Genomic DNA, 17,544 nt, shown 5'->3' with positions numbered 1-17,544 from the left:
TACACTCCTTATCCGTTTACGATTTCATCTAAGTACGACCATCTTTCAATCAGATGCTCATAGTGTGCATTTAGTTCTTCTAGTTTAGTCGTTAAGTTCTGTAGTTTCGTAAAATCAGCACCAGCGTTTGCGATGCCTTCCTCCGCTTCCATTATTGCTGTCTCTGTCTTTTCAATATCAACTGCAATGGTTTCCCATTCTTTTTGCTCTTTAAATGATAATTTTTTCTTCTCTGACTTCAGCTTTTCGGCTTTCGGTTTCTCGATTTTAGGAGCATCCACTTTGACAGTGGCTTGCTGCTCACGCTTCTGTAAGTATTCACTATAAATATCGAGTGACTCTTCTACATGACCCTGGCCATCTAAAATCCATAATTTCTTAGCAATCCGATCGAGGAAGAAGCGATCATGGGAAATGGTGATAACAACACCAGGGAAATGCTCAATGAAATCCTCTAAAACCCCTAGTGTTTCAATATCTAAATCATTTGTAGGCTCATCCAGTAATAACACATTTGGTTGTTCCATTAATAACTTTAATAGATGCAGACGTTTACGTTCCCCACCAGATAGCTTCCCGATTGGTGTGCCATGCGCATGCAGTGGGAATAAGAACCGCTCAAGCATTTGGGCAGCCGAATAGCGTACACCCTCTGCATCTGTTATATCATTTGAAGCTTCACGAATATATTCAATCATGCGCTCGTTTTCATTCATTTTCGGTAAAGTTTGCTTGAAATGCGCCAGTTTCACTGTTGAGCCGACATGAATCTCTCCGGCATCTGGTGTAGTCTCACCCGCCAGCATATTGAGCAATGTTGATTTACCAACACCGTTTGCCCCAATGATACCGATACGATCGCCCTGCTGCAGTAAAAAAGCAAAGTTTTCTAGAATCTTTTGTGAGCCAAACGCTTTCGAAATGTTTTCGGCCTCTAATACTTTTCTGCCAAGACGAGTTGTAGCTAGACCCAATTCAAGGGAAACATCATCCGTCTTACGCTCTAAGTTATCCTCTAACTGCTCGAATCGTTGAATACGCGCCTTTTGCTTTGTTGAACGCGCCTTAGCCCCGCGACGAATCCATTTCAATTCCGAGCGGTAGCGGTTGCGGTCCTTTTGTGCGGAAGCCGCAGCCATTTCTTCACGAATGGCACGAGCCTCTAAAAAGTCTCCGTAATTCCCCGTATGACGATACAAGGTTTGATCTGCTATCTCATAAATATGTGTCGACAATTCATCTAAGAAATAACGATCATGGGTAATGAAAATGACAGCACCCTTTAAACGTAACACCATTTCCTGTAACCATTCAGTAGACTGTACATCTAAATGGTTGGTCGGCTCATCCAGTAAATAAAGATCGGCCGGTTCAATTAATACCTTCGCTAACGCGACACGCTTTTGTTGACCACCTGATAGCGTTAATACTTCCTTATCAAACATTTCAATGCCAAGCTTTGTTAACGCCGTTTTGGCAAGCGCATTGACATCCCACGCCTGCTCCTCATCCATCCGATGTTGTAAGCTAAACAAAGTTTTTTGCAAACTTTCAGATGTTGGATTTAATGCCAGTGCCGCAACGGTCTCCTCATATTCACGGTTGAGCTTTAAAATAGGTGAATCACCTGAAAACACTGCCTGTAGTACAGTTTCCCCGCTATTAAAAGTCGGCTCCTGCGGTAAACAGGCTACGCGGTATTTATTGGGGCGATCAATATCCATGGCATCCGCTTCGATTTGACCAGCTAAAATAGAAAGCAAGGTCGATTTACCCGTACCGTTGATGCCAATTAAACCTGCACGCTCTCCTTCATAAAGGGTAAACTCAATATTTTGAAAGAGCGTTTTATCGCCCACCGTTTTCGTTAAATTTTGTACGATTAAATGACTCATTACGTTTTTCCATCTCTTTCGTTTTAGGTGTTGTAAGTGTCCACACTACTTTTACATGTAAACATCTCTATCTATACTTTTATTGATATCCTTGTTTATCATAACATCAAACAAAAGGTAAACAAAGGACAACAAACTTTTCCTCATGTGTAAAGTAGATGTATCTTATAAACCCGTTGCTTTCCGCTGTGGCGGACGCTTTTCTCTGGCATGGCTTCAGTCTCCTCGTCGCTACGCTCCTGAGAGGCCTTTTGCTCATGCTATTCTTCGCAGAAGTCGCCGCCTGCGCTCCAATCAACTAGTGAATCCTATTCAAATGACAGCGATAGAAGGTAAAAGACAGAATAAATCCAATCCACTTCCATGCGCAAGTTGTCCGTTATTGGCTCCATGTACGACGAGTAAGGACCATCGGAAAATCATTGAACGTCATATTCAGGCGCATCATAAGGAAGAAGCCAATCATTTACGACATCAAAGTGACATGAAACGAATCTATGCACGTTGAAAAGAAACGATTGAACGTGTATTTGCAGATGCGAAAGAAAAGCATGATATACGTTGGACAACATTACGAGGGATACAAAAATTGTTCATGCAAGCGATGGGCAAAGTCCAATAATGTCAGGAAATAGTTGCCCGTAGTGTACTACTGTCGTTAATAGGGGCTTCCTTACTTGGTACTACTATTTCTGATAAAATGTCGAAAGGTATTCGGAATGTTCACATTCCGAATACCTTTTGTTCGTCAATCTGGAGTTACCCTATTCACGGGTAGCTTTTCCATAGATTTTTATCTTTCGCAAGCCCATCCATCACCATCTCGGTCATGTTTTTTAGCATAAGCTGGGTGAGAAGAATCTACTCCGTTTGGATAATCCTTACGAAGTTCTGTACAATTTTTATATGTTGACTTACTTCCATTTGAAGTATTAGTGTTTGATGAGTTACTTGGTTTACTACTTGTTGTCGCATTCGGATTTTTTGAACTTAAATTAGAATCTACGACATAGCCCTCAGAAGAAGAAGTTGTAACGTATGACCACCCAGCGATCGTAGAGTGAACTGATACTTCTTCGTTTTTATCAAGTTCTCCTACATTAACTCCAGAAGGACTTGCAATATTTCTCACAACAAGGTTACTCGATACAACGTATTTAGTTGTTGGTTTCGTATTACTCATAAAGTTAGTAGCTGCATACCCAATTACATTTCCATACTGTACCAATGACAAGCCATCTCTAACTGATCCAAAATCTTTTATGACCATCTTATGTTGCAATGTTGCAACCGTCTTTCCTTTTAATGAAGGCGTTTCTTTTACAACTAAACCACTTTTAGAGCTAGCTATTTTAATAGTATATTGAGCATCTTCAAGTGCAGAACCACTAATATAACCATCTATGATTTTATCGTCGCTAGTTAGATATGTTATACGAGAAAATGAAACGTTATGATTCTCGCTAATTAAAGTAACAAAAGTGCCTTTCTCTACAGTACCCAGCACTTTGGAATTAGAATCTGGTTTTTCATATACCTTAGTTGAAGAATTAATAATTTTTACTTCTTTAAAAGTATTTGCGTCAGCTACATCAAATTTGAATGTAAATGCTAACAATAATGTCATGAATAGTACTAGTGTTTTAATTTTCATGTGTAAGTCTCCCTTAACTTTTTATTGTTTATTTTTCCCAAGCCCCTCCATCTCCATCACGCTCCATTTTCTTGTCGTAAGCTGGATGTGATGAATCAACACCGTTAGGATAAACTTTATTTAATTCTGTACAATTTTTAAAATATTCTTTCATAGGTGTAGGTACAGGTTCTGGCTGAGGTTCTGATGTATTAGTTTCTTTAAATGGTTCACAAGCCCATCCGTCGTTATCATCATCATGATTTGAATCATACGCAGTATGTCCAACTCTAACTCCATCAGGATATACTTTTCTTAACACAGTGCAATTTTTATAGGACTCTTTAACTGGTTCCGATACTGGTGGAACTTTTACAGGTGCATTTATTGAATAAGTGCTTCCATTTGTAGTTACAACGATTGTCCCATCCTGTGCTGTTGAATAAATTACTGCCTACCGCTTTCATGTTAGCTATGACCTCATCATATGGGTGCACATAGCTATTCCCTTTTCCATAACTTAAAATAGTAACTTCTGGCTTTACAGCTTTTAAAAAATAAGTTGAAGACTAGCGTTTAAACCATGATTTCCTGCATTTAAAATTTGAACATTTAATGTGTCGTACTCACTAACAAGCAGATGTTCAATCTCAGTACTAGCTTCAGCCATTAATAGAAACTCAACATCTTTGTATCCCGCATTTAAGACAATAGATGCATCATTTGTATCTGAAGCATTAGCATCCACATAAGGTTATTACTTGCTGGAACATCACTAAATTTTGTAGCACGCTGCGTACCATTTAATCCAACGGCTTTAGCCACCATTACGGTAACCTCTTCACGAGTGACAATATCTGATACTCCATATTTACTACTTTCGTTGATTACATTCTTGCTCAATAAATATGTAAAGTCATAGTAGTTTGAATGTGTTGATGGCACATCACTAAATATTTGTGCGGCCTCAGTTTTAACTGGTAAAGCCAAAGCAAGTCAAGATTGACCGTACTTTTTTCATAATTTTTCCTCCTTCAAAATTATTATACATAAATTGTTGAAAATTGGTATAATTTCATTATATTAGAATCCGTTTATACGAGCTTGTGTGCTAAGCCTTAGTTTATTTTCTTTAAGATGGTAGTATTCTAAGATAGAGAAAGGTCGATACTTTTTCAATGAGGGCTGCTAAACGAATAAAGGAAAAAAAGGGGCTGTCCCAAAAGTAAAAACAACATGCTTAGAGGTATCCAATTATGCTATTTTTTGATGCAAAGGTAAAAACCCGCGTAGACTCCTGCGGGAAAGCAAGAGCCTGAGACCCAGCAGGGAGCATTAAGTGGAGCAAAGACTAAAGTCGTCACGTCCTGTGACAACGCCTTCGTGACCAACATCCTGTTGCTGACGCTTCGCTTTCGCACATAAAACATTTGATGCTGACGCTTCGCTTTCGCACATAAAACATTTGTTGCTGACGCTTCGCTTCGCACATAAAACATTTGTAGCCCTGATGCGGCTCATACCTTGCCCGCGGAAAGCGAAGCGGATTTTTATCATATAAAAGAAAGTGTCATACTTTATTCACTTCAAATAATAACCTTTCCCCCGTCTGTCCATGTGCATTCTGCCTTTTAGTTTGAACATGTTCAGCCATTTCAGTCTGCGCCTTTTTATTTGTTTCTTTGTTTGACGTTTATTCATACTATATCCTTCCTTTATGTTTCACTTCAATGAGCATCTTGTTTGTCATGTAGATGCCCGTTTCTTTCATCTAATCCTTCGCTCAAAATGCAAAAAGCATAAAATTGATAGCCATAGTAATGTCATAATAGATGTAGAAGCAACAGTATCTCTAAAACATACCTTACGTGTTGCGATATAATTTTTTGAGTTGTGCAACAATCATGATGCTTATGACTACAAGCAAAAACCAAGAACTGATTTTACTAAAATGTACAAGATTCCAAGAAACAGCTTGATTTGGATACTGCCATGCGCCAAAGAATGTCGCAATATTTTCGGCAATCCATATAAAAAAGCCAATCAAGAAAAAAGAGAAAATAATTGGCATCTTATATGTCGTTTTTCGCACTGTAAATTTCACATAAGTGCGAGCAAATACAATGAAAAGTAAGGTAGTTAACACCCAGCGAAAGTCATAAATAAAATGATGTGTAAAAAAATTCCCATAAATCATCACCCCTAGTGGAATGGTCCAATAATTTCTCGGCCAACAATACATCTGTAAATTAAATCTACGCCACGCTTGACAAATATAACTAGCAACACTTGCATACATAAAACCACTATATAATGGCACGCCAAAAACTTTTGTCATTGCTTCTTCTGGATATGCCCATGAATTAAAATTAACTTTATATATTTCTAACACTAGTCCAATCATATGAAATAATAATATAACCTTCATCTCATCTTTTGTTTCAAATTTGAATGTATACATTAAAAATTGAGCGATCAGACAAATAATTAGAATAAAGTCGTAACGTGATAACCCAGGTATATAAATAGACTTTGATAGCGCCAGTGTTATAAAAATGACCACAGGAAAAATACAAGATAATGATTGGTGGTAGGCAAAATAAAATAAATCTTTCATTATTTTCATATCTGCATGCTTAGTTTTGTACCTCGACAAACCCCTTCTTAGTTTTGTAACCATGTAAACTTCCTCCGAAATGACAATGTGTCTACTAAAAATCGTATAATACTTCACGTTTATGGCTTAATACGCGCTTGAAGAAAATTGGTATCTGCGAATGAGGGGGTCACCCCAGGACAGTTACTCCTCCCTCGCGCACGATTTTTATAATACAGATAATAACTACAAAAATAATTTTAGTCAATATTTTTTTATCGTAAAACAATAAAAAAGCATTGTTTTAAATAAATTACCTATTACTTTTTCACACAAATAAGCCAGGAACTCATTATACATATGAGTCCTGGTCATTTGATGTTTAAATAGCAAAGTAATGCTTTCATCTGAGTTTTTAAAGCTTGGTTTGCCTAGACTGAGGCAGTCAACTAAACAGTTTCATTTTCAAATTATCGATGACTTGATTATCACGTTGTTATCTTTCCCATTAAATATAACCTCACGTTCCTTGTTAATTATCTTCATTGACATAGTGGAACTTAGATTGTAATATAAGCAAAATTATTAGAAGATGGTGAAATAATGCAATATGATGATTTAATGCAATGGGAAGGGTATTTTTTTTTACATAAAATATTTGAGCCGCATACAAATTCACTTAGAGTTCAACTAAAAAGAGCTAAAATAAGTGCTCACAGTACAGATGTAATAATAGGTGACAATATTTTAGATCACTGTCAACCGATTGAAATTGACGAGAGTTTACCAATTATTCAAATAGATTTTGATTCTTATGTATCTTACTCAGTATTTGATGAATCATTTTATGGTACCGAGGACAATTTTAAGGGTAATGCTATTCGAATCTATGAGAAGTCTAGGTATTTAAATTTTGTGATGCAACAAACAATCGCAAATGTAATATATCCAGATAAAGAATTTATCCATTATGGCGTATCATGTCTAGATCATATAATTGAAATAGTGTCTTATGATGTGCCAATTGTTTCACAAGTGGCTAATTAAAACGAAATTGGTAGAGCAAGACGGCAATTTAGCTATCTTGGTAATTGTCAATGTATGTACTTTGGGGTCTCTGGCAGTGGATTAGAAACCAATGAGCACAAAAAGCAGAGAGGTAGTCTTCAAAAGACCACCTCTCTGCTTTCATGTGTAATTGTTACTGCGATGAGGATGTAGTGAGATCTACCCCCTACTACTCACAGTAACTTTTAAAGCGTGTAATTTTTATTTACCGATTTCATTTTGTAATTGCTGTAAAAAGCTTTCCATGAATTGATGGCGTTCTTTAGCCATTTGCTTGCCTTTGTCCGTTGTCATTAAATCCTTCAACGATAAAAGCTTCTCGTAAAAATGTGTCACAGACGATGTATTTTTACTACGGTACTCCTGCTCTGTCATAGCTGTACGGGCTTCCTCTGCCTCATCGTACAGCTTACGCCCTTTCGCGCCACCATAGGCAAATGTGCGGGCAATCCCTACTGCACCAATGGCATCTAGTCGATCCGCATCACGCACAATTTTCGCTTCAATCGAAGTGGCTTCTAGCTCATTGCCACCATTAAACGATACTTGTGCGATGCAATCACGAATATGTTGCTTTTTTTCCTCGCTCATTGGCAGTTCGCTAATGAATTTCTCTTCCTGTTCTTTACTATCGGTATACTTTTTATCGCTAACATCATGCAAAAGCACCGCAATTTTTACAACCTCTTCGTCTGCTTCAGGCTCTGTATGTAAAATCGCTAACGCATTGTGATAAACACGTTCAATATGTTGGAAGTCGTGACTCGCATCAAACTGCTCATAAATGCCACGAACCTTTTCCTTTAAATCATTCATCTTGTTCACTCAGTCCTTTCTCTTTGCAAATCCCACATGCATCTAAACGCGCTTTTTTTCATTGATTTGATCTAATACTATGCTTCCTCCTTCCAATTTTTTATCTTACTTATTTATATTTTATTATACCGATTGATTATAGAAATTACACGCTAACTATTTACATGAATTAGTGGTGCCCCTTACTTTAGGTCATGACAAAAGCTTAATCTGTGACTTCCTAGAAACCTGAGTTATGATTCGATGTTTATGAGCGAGAGCTGACGTAAGCATTGATTCAACAATATTTTCACAATTCAAAATACAAATTTTACAAAAGAAGAACATATTTGCTATATTAACATTAGACAAAAATGAGGGGGAATACACATGGAAAAGCTACGTGCTGCATTGCATGCTTTTGAGCTTAGAGAAGTAGCAGAGCAAATTTTGCAGTTCGCAAAAAAGTCAATTCGTGCTACGACAACACCAACAGCAGATGACGCCATTCAAATCGGACAATCTAAAATTGGCGGTACGCCCGATGTACCGACAGATTTTGTATGGCCATATACAAATAATGACCAACCATTATACTTTCTATGTCAGCTCAATTTAACGGAAGTACAGCCATATGATTCAGACAATTTATTACCAGATGAGGGGCTGTTATCCTTTTTCTATGATGCTGCTAGACAACCCTGGGGCTATGATCCAAATGATGGCGATGGCTTTCACGTTTTCCATTTCACACAAGCACCTGACCATTTACATCGAATGCAACAACCCGCAGCATTAGATGAACATATTGGTAGCGCGGCGTTACACTTTAGAAATGAATGGACACTACCCTCATGGGAGTCTCCCTATGCTGAAAATTTAGAAGACATTTTAACAGAGCAACAACAGGATACCTACAATGACTTTTTATATGAGTGGGGCGATGAAGAGACAACGGAACAAACGACACATCGCATAGATGGTCATCCTGATATGATTCAAGGAGATATGTATTTACAATGCCAGCTTGTCACAAATGGTTTATATTGCGGGGATGCAACAGCCTACAATCACCCATTACGCAAGGAGCTTGAACCACACGCAAAGGATTGGCATCTCCTATTACAGCTTGACTCGGAAGATGACCTCGGCTGTATGTGGGGCGATAGCGGTAAACTATACTTCTGGATTCGCAAGGAAGACTGCAAAAATAAAAAATTCGATAAAGCATGGACTGTTTTGCAGTGCTATTGACTATTTGTATGTGATGATTTCAGTGCTATATGAAGTACTGTACCACTATCAACAGCTCGCATTGTCCACCCCTCCCGATGATATTGGTACCTACCAAGTAACACGAAATAAATACGGTAAATCTATCACTGCAATTAAATACAAGTGAAAAATGGACTAGCCCCAGGCACGAGCTTGGGCTAGTTTTATTTTTTAAAAATTATCGCTCTATATTAAAAGCCTCTTATTACTATTATTAGATATATTAACGAGAGGCTTTTAAGGATGCTAAATTTGTCATTTGTTAAATGGATACTGTTTAACTTTATCTACGGCTTCTAGTAATTTAATTGTGACAATATCAGACTCTTCTATATGACTTGTTAAAACTGCATTGGTATCATCAAAAAGAGCTGTCGTTATTGTGAATTTTTCAATAACATCTTTAGTAGATGCTTTTTGTTCATTAATATTCAAAAGAAGACGATTCACTTCTTGCTGAACATTTTCGTTTGATATTAATAACTGTGCAATTTTTTCACTGGCACTATTCCCAACAATGATTCCGTCATGAATTAGCTTTTGATTCACTTGAATATTTTCATACACTTTATGAATTTGTTCTTGTGTTTGTGAAGTTAGACGTGAGATATGTTTTGTACTTAATTTTGTACTTTCTGCAAGTTTTCTTACTTCATTTGCAACTACCGCAAAGCCTTTTCCGTGTTCTCCAGCTCTTGCAGCTTCTATAGATGCATTAAGGGCGAGTAAATTAGTCTGATTTGATATATCATCAATCACTTTTACAATGGATTCAATTTGTTGGGACCCTTCATTTAAGGCATGCATATTTTGTGAAGTTTCGTTCGATTGCTCTCCTAAATCATTAATAATATGTTGGAGTTTATAAACAGCTTTTTGATTATCAACAATCGATTTTTCGATTTGATCCATACCGCCGATTAATTCATTTCCATCTTTTAAAACATTTTCAGAAATTTCGTTGGAAGCAATCGTACTTTTTTCAACGTGATTAAATTCTTCTAAAATTTGCTTGACCATTTTACCCAGAATACTATGTTGATTATTAACTTTGTCATGTTGCTCGACAGTTGCGATAAGTTCAACATGTAAATTATTTAAAAAAATTTGGAAAGCATGATCTTTTTCATCAAGGGATCGGTTTAATTCATCAATTTTCTGTTTAAAAAGCTCGATATCATCTTTTTTAGCATTAAATATATCCAACATTACATAGCACCTCAAATATAGTTTAAATTAGTATTTTATATAAACCTTTTATTTTATCAGAAAATAGGGGTATTGCATACATTTAGTAAATTTTGTACGCTAAACAAATTTTGACATAAAAAAACTGCACCTTTGAATCCGACTTTTTTGGTTGACTTCTTCCTATAAAACGATTGTTAGTTGATACATCTATTTGACAGTCAAATGTGAAATGCTATTCGTCATTTAAAAATCCTTCTGAAGTCGTTACATATCCAAAAACAATATAATCTTCATTTTCCTTTTGGAACGGAATATTTGAATTTTTTAACAACTCCCCTAGCGCAAAATGACAGTCGATTTTTTGATCAGGAAGTAATTGACCTTGCTTTTTATAATAATACGGTCGAATTTTTAACCACTCGATATTTGAAGTACAATACGATTCAGTCTCTAAATGCTGCCAATCGCCATGATATGTTATATGTTCATAAAACTGTGGCGGAAAGGGTTCCGGTTCCGTTAAAAGCTTCATCTGGAACGCAGGTGGAAAAGCCAACGAAGCGATTCCCTCCGTCAATCTACCCCATTTTGTTTGATTCATAAGAGAAATTAACTGACGTTCATTCATAATATTCAACATTAATTTTTCGATTTTCACCTCAAGCGCTTCAAGTCAAACAATATACTGCCTGATTTGTGGATCCGTAATATTTTCGTCATCTGCAAATAATAATACTTTCGAACTGATTTCCGCTGTTTTTGGGTCTTCATCAACAAACGGTAAGAATACTCGACCTCGATGCTGTGATGGCACCGCGAGCACTGGAATCATCGTGCCTCCCAGTTGATGCACGTTACCACTACCAAGATGAATACTATATTGTCCGAGCTTACCATCTACTAATATATGCGGAGCCTTGACACGCACATTTTTCAAGCCAAATAATAATGCGAGTTCCTGGATAATGACTGCGCGCATTTCCACTGTAGAATGGGAAGCCTCTGGATCCACTTCTCCAGCATGAGCAACACTCACAACTAAATCTAAGTCGCGCATTACCTCACTAAAGTGTACAGTTGGCACATCGGCAAGTTTAAGCTGCTTACTTGTCAGTCTTCCAACAAAAGTTACCTCTTGTAGTGTCGGGGCTTCTACTTCCGCAGCGGTAAAATAATCATAAACAAAGTCAATAACCGTCATTAAATTATAGCGGTATGATATTTTACGAATTGGCTCATAATAGCCGACCTTCCAATCACGTGATTTCAACAGTGCAATCGCTTTATTTGGTTGAATTTGATAGCCTTCAAAGCGATTTGTCCATAGTTGTTCCTTCTCATCATTTGTCACCACATAAAATTCGCGGAACACTTGCTTAAATGGCTGTTGCCACTGTTTTTCAAACACAAAGTGCTGCCAGTTACGCCAATTTTTCTGCTCGTAAAAATGTGCAGGATGTGCAATTTGAAGCTCACCAGACACGTGCACTACTTCACTATGTAGCGTTTTAAACTGACTGTCCTCTATATAGTAGAATGCATCATCTTTACACCAAATAAGTTTCGTTAAGAGCTGCGCAAGATTTTCATTGTTCATTAAGCTATATAAAATGTCGCTACTAAAGCTTGTTTCCTCGCACATCGCACGCTCAAGCTGGATTTTTGCACGCTGATATTGCTCAACGATTTCTTTTTTAACCGCCTGCATGTCAAGCACTGTCTCATCTTTTGATAACTTTTTTGGTACAGATTTCAGCTTTTTTCCTGCCTTTGTAATCGCTAAATCGACCTTGCCTGGACGAGTCGCCACAAGCTGGAACGTCACATCCTCCACCTCAAGTGGCTCAAAATAGTGCTTCAGCTCCTCATAGCGCTCATTTTCCATTTGCCAAATAAACTGCGTCGTATTACCGCCCGCCACTTGTTCGGCCAAATTGCGAATTGCCATTTCCACTGCCTGCGCCTCACTTGCGCGACGTTGCGCACCAAACTGCTTTGATTCCTTTAAAAACTGTTGGAAAAATATATAACGTGTCTTCGCCTCATCCATCGTAATCGGCAGCAAGCTATACGACCGTAGCTTTTCCTGATTGCGCTTTGCGACAATTTCCTCTTTTAACGTCGCCGCATCTAGCTGCCCAAGACTAGCCTTTGCATACAGTTGTGCTCTTCTGTGATTTGCGCCAGATGTACTATATTTCGCCGCATCATAGACCATGTCAAATTGGCTTGGATTCATTGCATGATGTGCACGGATAAACCAGCTGCGATCAAACGCACCCTTTTCAAAGTCCTGAATTGGGATGGCGCTGTATTCAGTAATTTTTGCCTTTTCATAATCATTCGTGCCCTCAGTCGTATGCGCGATAAAATACCATACCACCTCCTCAAGCCCTTCCCAGCCAATATATTCGCTAATAAGCGGAATAAGCCTAGTATTATAGAGCATCGCCTCAATCAGTCGTTTGTCTGAAATGCCCACAGCCCGCAGCCTTTCAAACATCTCCTCATTCGACTCATTTTCATCCAGCACAACCTTTTGTAGGAGCACCGACAAGCTTTCCTTTCGTGTATGCACTGTATAGATCCACTGGCGACTCAACTTTTCAGTGCCGAGTGCTTGTAATATGCGAATGAAATACGAAACCCCTTTCACCTCGTGAAGGTCTTTCACAAAAGGTGTCACCGCTGTCTCCATATCCCCACGCTGAAGCTCCTGCTCAACAATAAACATCACCACTTCGTCGATTATTGCCACAAGCTCTTCGTAACGGCTAAAACGTTGTAAAACTTCTAAATCACCTTTTCGCTTTTGCAATAAATACGCAAAATGCTCCGAAGAAATGAAACGTCGTACATGATTGTCAGTAAATATCCGTGCCTCAAATGCCACACCTAATCCAACTAATGATAGATTCTCTAGCATATCTATACTTTCACCGGTAAACAACGACATCGTATAGAGTAGCTGCACGACTTGCTTTGGTGTGCGTGCATATAAACCCATTTCAGAGTGTGCTGCACTAAATAAATAAATGTCACTCGCACGGTACTCTTTATCTGTATATGCCAGCATGCCTCCTTCATCATTATCCACTGTTGCATGAAAATGCATGAGCATACTACTACAAAACTGCACATAATCTAGTGGTTCTTTCAGCGATTTAAAATGATTTGTGATTTTTTGCTGGTGCAGCTCCTCACCAGAAGCAACTGTATATTGCATAATTGTATGCACTTGATTCCTGTACAACTCGTCTTCAAACTGTGCAAGTACCTGCACTTTTACGTCGCCAAGGAATTGTTTTAAAAATGCTTTCCCCTTTTCCGTCAATGCATGCATAAAATTCAAGTTTGAAATTTTTTGCGTATATAAATAAGCACAAATGTCCGTCGCCGTTAGCTCACTCTGAACGAGCCAATCCGACCAAACTTCCGCAAGTGGTAAATGGTCAATCGAGCCAATTATTTTCTTTTTCTCACCATCAGCTGTCAAATAATCGCCAACGAGTGTTTCATATAGTTCACCGCTATAGTTTTCTACCTTATAGGCGTAGTCCGCGTGCTTTTCAACTAGCTTCGCTAATGGTGAAAGTTTCTGCTTCAGCTTTATAAAATCGTAATGTAGTAAGTCTTTAAACGTAAAAGATATCGTTTTATCAGGCTTTACTACATAGTTCACAGGCTCAAAAGGTTGCGTTAAGAAAGTTTCTTCCTGCTTTCTTAGCTGCGCAAGTAAGTTTTTCTCCTTATCAGTAGATTGGGCGATTTTATCTGACCAATCTACTATTGTTAAGCTTTCTCGCACCTCAATTAATAGCTCTAACGCGCCTAAACGTACAATCTCTTTTTTATTTGTCAGTAGCTCCTCCGCTAATTGTTCCACCTCTTCAATTGGCTGAATGCTCAGTAGCTTAAGTATCGACTGACGCATTTCTCCAGACTTTAATGTTAAAAGCTGTGGCACAGCAGCTTTAAAGGCAACGAGCGGATATTTTTTCTCCGTCATCGTCTCGATTGCATCACGTCGAATGCCGACACTACGATCCTTCAACGCTGGCATCAGCAGGTCATAACGCTCAAGCAATCGCGGCACATAATAATAAAAATATTCCCTCGCATCAACAGCCAACTTTGGTATCTCTTCCGCTATTTCTTCAAGCTCCATGTCCCGTTTTAACATGCTTAACAGCAACACACGTAGCTCGAAAAAACCTTTTTTATCAAACGCAAAATTTAAAAATGTAAACGGCGAACCGTCTATTGTATGTGTCTCCCCCTTTATTTGCGTTGAAAACTGTTCAAGCTTTGCTAACCAAGCGTCCGCATGCGCAAGGAACCATGGATGCTCCGCAAAATACTGCGCAATATTTCCCTTTAGATTTTTTTCACGGTGATAATAATAACGACTAGGAATCGAATCCGTCACAAGCCTATAGCCGTAAATAAACGTATTTAAATTGTCCGATTGAAGAAGGTAGGGGAAAATACGCTCACCGACACGTTCCATTTCCATATTGCGCAGTGCATAAAGCACTGTTTGCTGAATATAATCAGCCTTTTGCATCAGCTCGTCTGTACGCAATAAAAACATGGCCACATCCCGGCATGACATAACCCAAATACCAATAAATACATCCAGATTGCTGCTACTTGCAAGCAGTTGTTCGACATACGCTTCATCTTGCAGCCCCTTTACCCCTGTCTCAATTGCATACCGCAAGTGCTTTTGATCCTTTGCCTCATAGCCAAGTCCAAACCACACATCCACAGCACGTACAATAGAAGAAAATCTTGTTAAATCATTAGCTAGCAATAGCTGCATAAAATACATCTGTGCCTCGATAGTCCCCTCATCCATCGTCTCAGCAATCACTTGACGAGCTCCCTCTTGATTTTTAGCTGCTAGTAGCACATCACCTAAGAGCTGATGCATGTCCTCGTGATCTGACATAACAATGCCTTGAGCTAAATACTTCGAGTACATTGGATGCGCACCATTTTTCCATAAAATATCACGAATTATTTGCTCCAGCTTTTCATCACGCTCATTTAACAATAGTGCAACAAAATATGGAAAAAGCTCAACAGAAACAAGCGCTTCATCATCCTTCGTGACATAGTAACTGTCAAAATGCATATAACTCGTTTTTCCGCCATGCTCAAACGCCTCAAAAAACTGAATAGGCATCGTTTGTAAAAGCGCCATAATGAGCGAAGTGATACGGTAGCTATGTAACTTAAAAGAATTCGGCGCACGGTACGAACGACGATAATACGATTTGCTATACGGCAACTTCGGTACTATTTGTAAAAATTTCAAGAATAGCTCGTAACGGTCTCTTGACAAAAGATTTTGCAATAAAGAATCTAGCTCGCTACCCGAGAAATCTTCAAACGTCCGAATTGGCAACTTCTCCAGTGTTTCTTTAATGTCATGAAATCTGTAATCATCCGTGTTTTTTAACTGCTTTTCTAATAGTGTTATTGTTTCCATAAGCTCACCTATCTTCCCGTCAAAAATGATAATTTAATGAATGTCCACTGCGGATCGTCTGACACAATTGGCGCGTCAAGCGACTCATACACATGCTCGTTTTGTACTACCTTAAATAAACTGTCTTCAAAGGCAAGTTCCATCGTTTCAATGCTTTTTTGTACATCCACTTTACTACGTTCAGTTATGGTCGAAAACTTTACAGCACCCATGTCTTGTAAATGTTGCTCGTGCTGTTCCGTTAAAAACTCTAGCAGCGTTTCGCCCTCGTTATAGCGTGCCACCTCTAGTGCCACAAGCATATGTAGTAAATCGCGTAACGTTTTTGGATGCTGTGGCAACTCATACGCCACCCCTTTTATCCTTCGTTCTCTTCCAAGTGATTTCTTTTGTATAATAATTTCCATTTATGTCACCTCTAACTTTCCATTAAATTATTTACTTCCCTTTCTATACTCAAATTTAAAGCTTTATTGAAGGTTTTTATATGAAAGAATTTAGTGTCAATTGACAAGTGTTCATGCAGTAGTTGGCCTACTAGTCTTTCATATATTTTAGCCATCCACCTCTACAGAAAAAAAGCTTTCCATTACACCCACAAATTCAATATCAATTAAATGATCCTCATCAAGCTCATGCTGCGTGTAGGTAAAGCGTCCACCCATCTCATCCACCTTTAAAATAGGTAAATGTAGCTTCTTCATGACATCCTCGATTGTTGCCTCTGGATAAACATATTCAAATGTCTCTGATTCAATACAAAACCTAGCCAGCTCTTCTAATCTAGCGGTGTATTGATTTCTGACATTCTCAGCAAATCGCATACTTTTATCGTTCATTAAATGCGCAGGTATATTGACTTTCATACCATCAAGAGTCGCTTCATAACTCTTATACTTGTCCGAAAACTCATAATACCAGTGCTCCATTGTTATCCCCCTATAAATTTATTGGCTGAAAAAAGAGCCTATGCTTTTGCATAGACTATTATCGGCGCTTCGCAATGTATTGTTTCACTACATGCCAGCCCTGCTCCTCTGTATCTTCTCGAAAAGTGAGTTTTGTCGATTGCTCCAATTGCTATAAGTGTTCTTTGACTTCTTGAATCATTTGCTTTCGTCTTTCACCTATCTATACCCTGTTATTATTTTTCAGTTGCTGTATTCCCCATTGCAATAGAAATTCTATTCCAACTGTTGATTTGATTGATGATTAGAACAAGATCAACATACTGTTTCTCGTCATAGAATTCACGTACTCGCTTATAGAGGTCATCTGGCACTCTTTTCGTAGGAATGAAAGTTATATGCTCAGCTAGTTCTAGAGCAACTTTCTCTTCAAGTGTATAAAAAGTACATTCATGCCAAGCATTTAAACAATAAATACGCTGTTCAGTTTCACCCATCTTACGAGCATCGGATGTGTGCATGTCTATGCAGAACGCACACCCATTCATTTGAGATACTCTAATTTTAATAAGTTCCCTCGTTGCTCGATTAATCGTTGATTTCTTCGTGTATTTTTCCATATCCATCATTATTTTCATACCGTCAGGCGCAATATCGTAGTAGGCAACTCTTTGACTCATAAGGCA

The 17,544-nt window shown here is 38.3% G+C and carries 15 protein-coding genes and 1 pseudogene; 3 read left to right on the top strand and 13 right to left on the bottom strand.

Annotated features, from left to right (window positions below):
- Positions 1–8: 8 nt before the first annotated feature.
- Entirely contained in the window at positions 9–1,895 is a 1,887-nt protein-coding gene (locus ACOMCU_RS08630) for an ABC-F family ATP-binding cassette domain-containing protein (RefSeq protein ID WP_421049941.1), read from the bottom strand.
- A 319-nt stretch (positions 1,896–2,214) separates the two neighbouring features.
- On the opposite strand from ACOMCU_RS08630, the pseudogene ACOMCU_RS08625 reads away from it, so the two are divergent.
- Positions 2,215–2,517 (top strand): annotated as a pseudogene (locus tag ACOMCU_RS08625) (transposase); the annotation flags it as partial.
- A gap of 171 nt (positions 2,518–2,688) precedes the next feature.
- Here the strand turns inward: ACOMCU_RS08625 and ACOMCU_RS08620 are convergent.
- The 5 genes from ACOMCU_RS08620 to ACOMCU_RS08600 all read right to left on the bottom strand — a co-directional run bounded on the left by ACOMCU_RS08620 (position 2,689) and on the right by ACOMCU_RS08600 (position 6,154).
- The gene (locus ACOMCU_RS08620; protein ID WP_010859093.1) at positions 2,689–3,549 is read right to left on the bottom strand and encodes an SH3 domain-containing protein; all 861 of its coding nucleotides are present in this window, start codon (positions 3,547–3,549) and stop codon (positions 2,689–2,691) included.
- A gap of 28 nt (positions 3,550–3,577) precedes the next feature.
- Complete coding sequence (locus tag ACOMCU_RS08615; protein ID WP_421049989.1) at positions 3,578–3,916, bottom strand: excalibur calcium-binding domain-containing protein; 339 nt, start codon at positions 3,914–3,916, stop codon at positions 3,578–3,580.
- 314 nt (positions 3,917–4,230) lie between these two features.
- Positions 4,231–4,356, bottom strand: coding sequence for a hypothetical protein (locus ACOMCU_RS08610; RefSeq protein WP_268890999.1), 126 nt, complete (start codon positions 4,354–4,356; stop codon positions 4,231–4,233).
- A 507-nt stretch (positions 4,357–4,863) separates the two neighbouring features.
- Positions 4,864–4,986 carry a hypothetical protein gene (locus tag ACOMCU_RS08605; protein ID WP_421049940.1) on the bottom strand — a complete coding sequence of 41 codons (123 nt, stop codon included), beginning with the start codon at positions 4,984–4,986 and terminating at the stop codon, positions 4,864–4,866.
- 406 nt (positions 4,987–5,392) lie between these two features.
- Positions 5,393–6,154, bottom strand: coding sequence for a DUF817 domain-containing protein (locus ACOMCU_RS08600; RefSeq protein ID WP_036131331.1), 762 nt, complete (start codon positions 6,152–6,154; stop codon positions 5,393–5,395).
- Positions 6,155–6,727: 573 nt separating this feature from the next.
- Here ACOMCU_RS08600 and ACOMCU_RS08595 point away from each other — a divergent pair.
- Positions 6,728–7,171, top strand: a complete 444-nt coding sequence (locus ACOMCU_RS08595; protein ID WP_010859089.1) for a hypothetical protein — start codon at positions 6,728–6,730, stop codon at positions 7,169–7,171.
- A gap of 222 nt (positions 7,172–7,393) precedes the next feature.
- Here the strand turns inward: ACOMCU_RS08595 and ACOMCU_RS08590 are convergent, their stop codons facing one another.
- Positions 7,394–8,008, bottom strand: coding sequence for an HD domain-containing protein (locus ACOMCU_RS08590; RefSeq protein ID WP_036131328.1), 615 nt, complete (start codon positions 8,006–8,008; stop codon positions 7,394–7,396).
- 369 nt (positions 8,009–8,377) lie between these two features.
- On the opposite strand from ACOMCU_RS08590, the gene ACOMCU_RS08585 reads away from it, so the two are divergent.
- Positions 8,378–9,241: a YwqG family protein gene (locus ACOMCU_RS08585; RefSeq protein ID WP_421049939.1), complete on the top strand. Its 864-nt coding sequence runs from the start codon at positions 8,378–8,380 to the stop codon at positions 9,239–9,241.
- A 276-nt stretch (positions 9,242–9,517) separates the two neighbouring features.
- Here ACOMCU_RS08585 and ACOMCU_RS08580 read toward each other — a convergent pair whose 3' ends face one another.
- The 6 genes from ACOMCU_RS08580 to ACOMCU_RS08555 all read right to left on the bottom strand — a co-directional run bounded on the left by ACOMCU_RS08580 (position 9,518) and on the right by ACOMCU_RS08555 (position 17,538).
- Positions 9,518–10,471 (bottom strand): methyl-accepting chemotaxis protein, encoded by a 954-nt coding sequence (locus tag ACOMCU_RS08580; protein ID WP_036130088.1) that lies wholly within the window; start codon positions 10,469–10,471, stop codon positions 9,518–9,520.
- 214 nt (positions 10,472–10,685) lie between these two features.
- Positions 10,686–11,111, bottom strand: coding sequence for a DUF6678 family protein (locus tag ACOMCU_RS08575; RefSeq protein ID WP_421049938.1), 426 nt, complete (start codon positions 11,109–11,111; stop codon positions 10,686–10,688).
- A gap of 15 nt (positions 11,112–11,126) precedes the next feature.
- A complete protein-coding gene (locus tag ACOMCU_RS08570) occupies positions 11,127–15,950 on the bottom strand; it encodes a DUF5724 domain-containing protein (protein WP_421049937.1) in 4,824 nt (1,607 codons plus the stop codon).
- Positions 15,951–15,958: 8 nt separating this feature from the next.
- Positions 15,959–16,357 (bottom strand): hypothetical protein, encoded by a 399-nt coding sequence (locus tag ACOMCU_RS08565; protein ID WP_421049936.1) that lies wholly within the window; start codon positions 16,355–16,357, stop codon positions 15,959–15,961.
- A 147-nt stretch (positions 16,358–16,504) separates the two neighbouring features.
- A complete protein-coding gene (locus ACOMCU_RS08560; RefSeq protein WP_010859082.1) occupies positions 16,505–16,879 on the bottom strand; it encodes a hypothetical protein in 375 nt (124 codons plus the stop codon).
- Positions 16,880–17,094: 215 nt separating this feature from the next.
- Entirely contained in the window at positions 17,095–17,538 is a 444-nt protein-coding gene (locus tag ACOMCU_RS08555; protein ID WP_010859081.1) for a carboxymuconolactone decarboxylase family protein, read from the bottom strand.
- Positions 17,539–17,544 lie beyond the last annotated feature (6 nt).

It is taken from the genome of Lysinibacillus sp. UGB7 (assembly GCF_049058285.1).
Lineage (GTDB): Bacteria > Bacillota > Bacilli > Bacillales_A > Planococcaceae > Lysinibacillus > Lysinibacillus sphaericus_B.
The sequence above is the reverse complement of the archived record's forward strand: the minus strand, read 5'-3'. Positions and strand labels throughout refer to the sequence as shown.

What these genes read in the sequence shown, in the direction of transcription:
- ACOMCU_RS08630 (WP_421049941.1), bottom strand. Translation starts at nt 1,895, where the DNA reads ATGAGTCATTTAATCGTACAAAATTTAACGAAAACGGTGGGCGATAAA.
- ACOMCU_RS08620 (WP_010859093.1), bottom strand. Translation starts at nt 3,549, where the DNA reads ATGAAAATTAAAACACTAGTACTATTCATGACATTATTGTTAGCATTT.
- ACOMCU_RS08610 (WP_268890999.1), bottom strand. Translation starts at nt 4,356, where the DNA reads ATGGTGGCTAAAGCCGTTGGATTAAATGGTACGCAGCGTGCTACAAAA.
- ACOMCU_RS08605 (WP_421049940.1), bottom strand. Translation starts at nt 4,986, where the DNA reads ATGTGCGAAAGCGAAGCGTCAGCATCAAATGTTTTATGTGCGAAAGCG.
- ACOMCU_RS08600 (WP_036131331.1), bottom strand. Translation starts at nt 6,154, where the DNA reads ATGAAAATAATGAAAGATTTATTTTATTTTGCCTACCACCAATCATTA.
- ACOMCU_RS08595 (WP_010859089.1), top strand. Translation starts at nt 6,728, where the DNA reads ATGCAATATGATGATTTAATGCAATGGGAAGGGTATTTTTTTTTACAT.
- ACOMCU_RS08590 (WP_036131328.1), bottom strand. Translation starts at nt 8,008, where the DNA reads ATGAATGATTTAAAGGAAAAGGTTCGTGGCATTTATGAGCAGTTTGAT.
- ACOMCU_RS08585 (WP_421049939.1), top strand. Translation starts at nt 8,378, where the DNA reads ATGGAAAAGCTACGTGCTGCATTGCATGCTTTTGAGCTTAGAGAAGTA.
- ACOMCU_RS08580 (WP_036130088.1), bottom strand. Translation starts at nt 10,471, where the DNA reads ATGTTGGATATATTTAATGCTAAAAAAGATGATATCGAGCTTTTTAAA.
- ACOMCU_RS08570 (WP_421049937.1), bottom strand. Translation starts at nt 15,950, where the DNA reads ATGGAAACAATAACACTATTAGAAAAGCAGTTAAAAAACACGGATGAT.
- ACOMCU_RS08565 (WP_421049936.1), bottom strand. Translation starts at nt 16,357, where the DNA reads ATGGAAATTATTATACAAAAGAAATCACTTGGAAGAGAACGAAGGATA.
- ACOMCU_RS08560 (WP_010859082.1), bottom strand. Translation starts at nt 16,879, where the DNA reads ATGGAGCACTGGTATTATGAGTTTTCGGACAAGTATAAGAGTTATGAA.
- ACOMCU_RS08555 (WP_010859081.1), bottom strand. Translation starts at nt 17,538, where the DNA reads ATGAGTCAAAGAGTTGCCTACTACGATATTGCGCCTGACGGTATGAAA.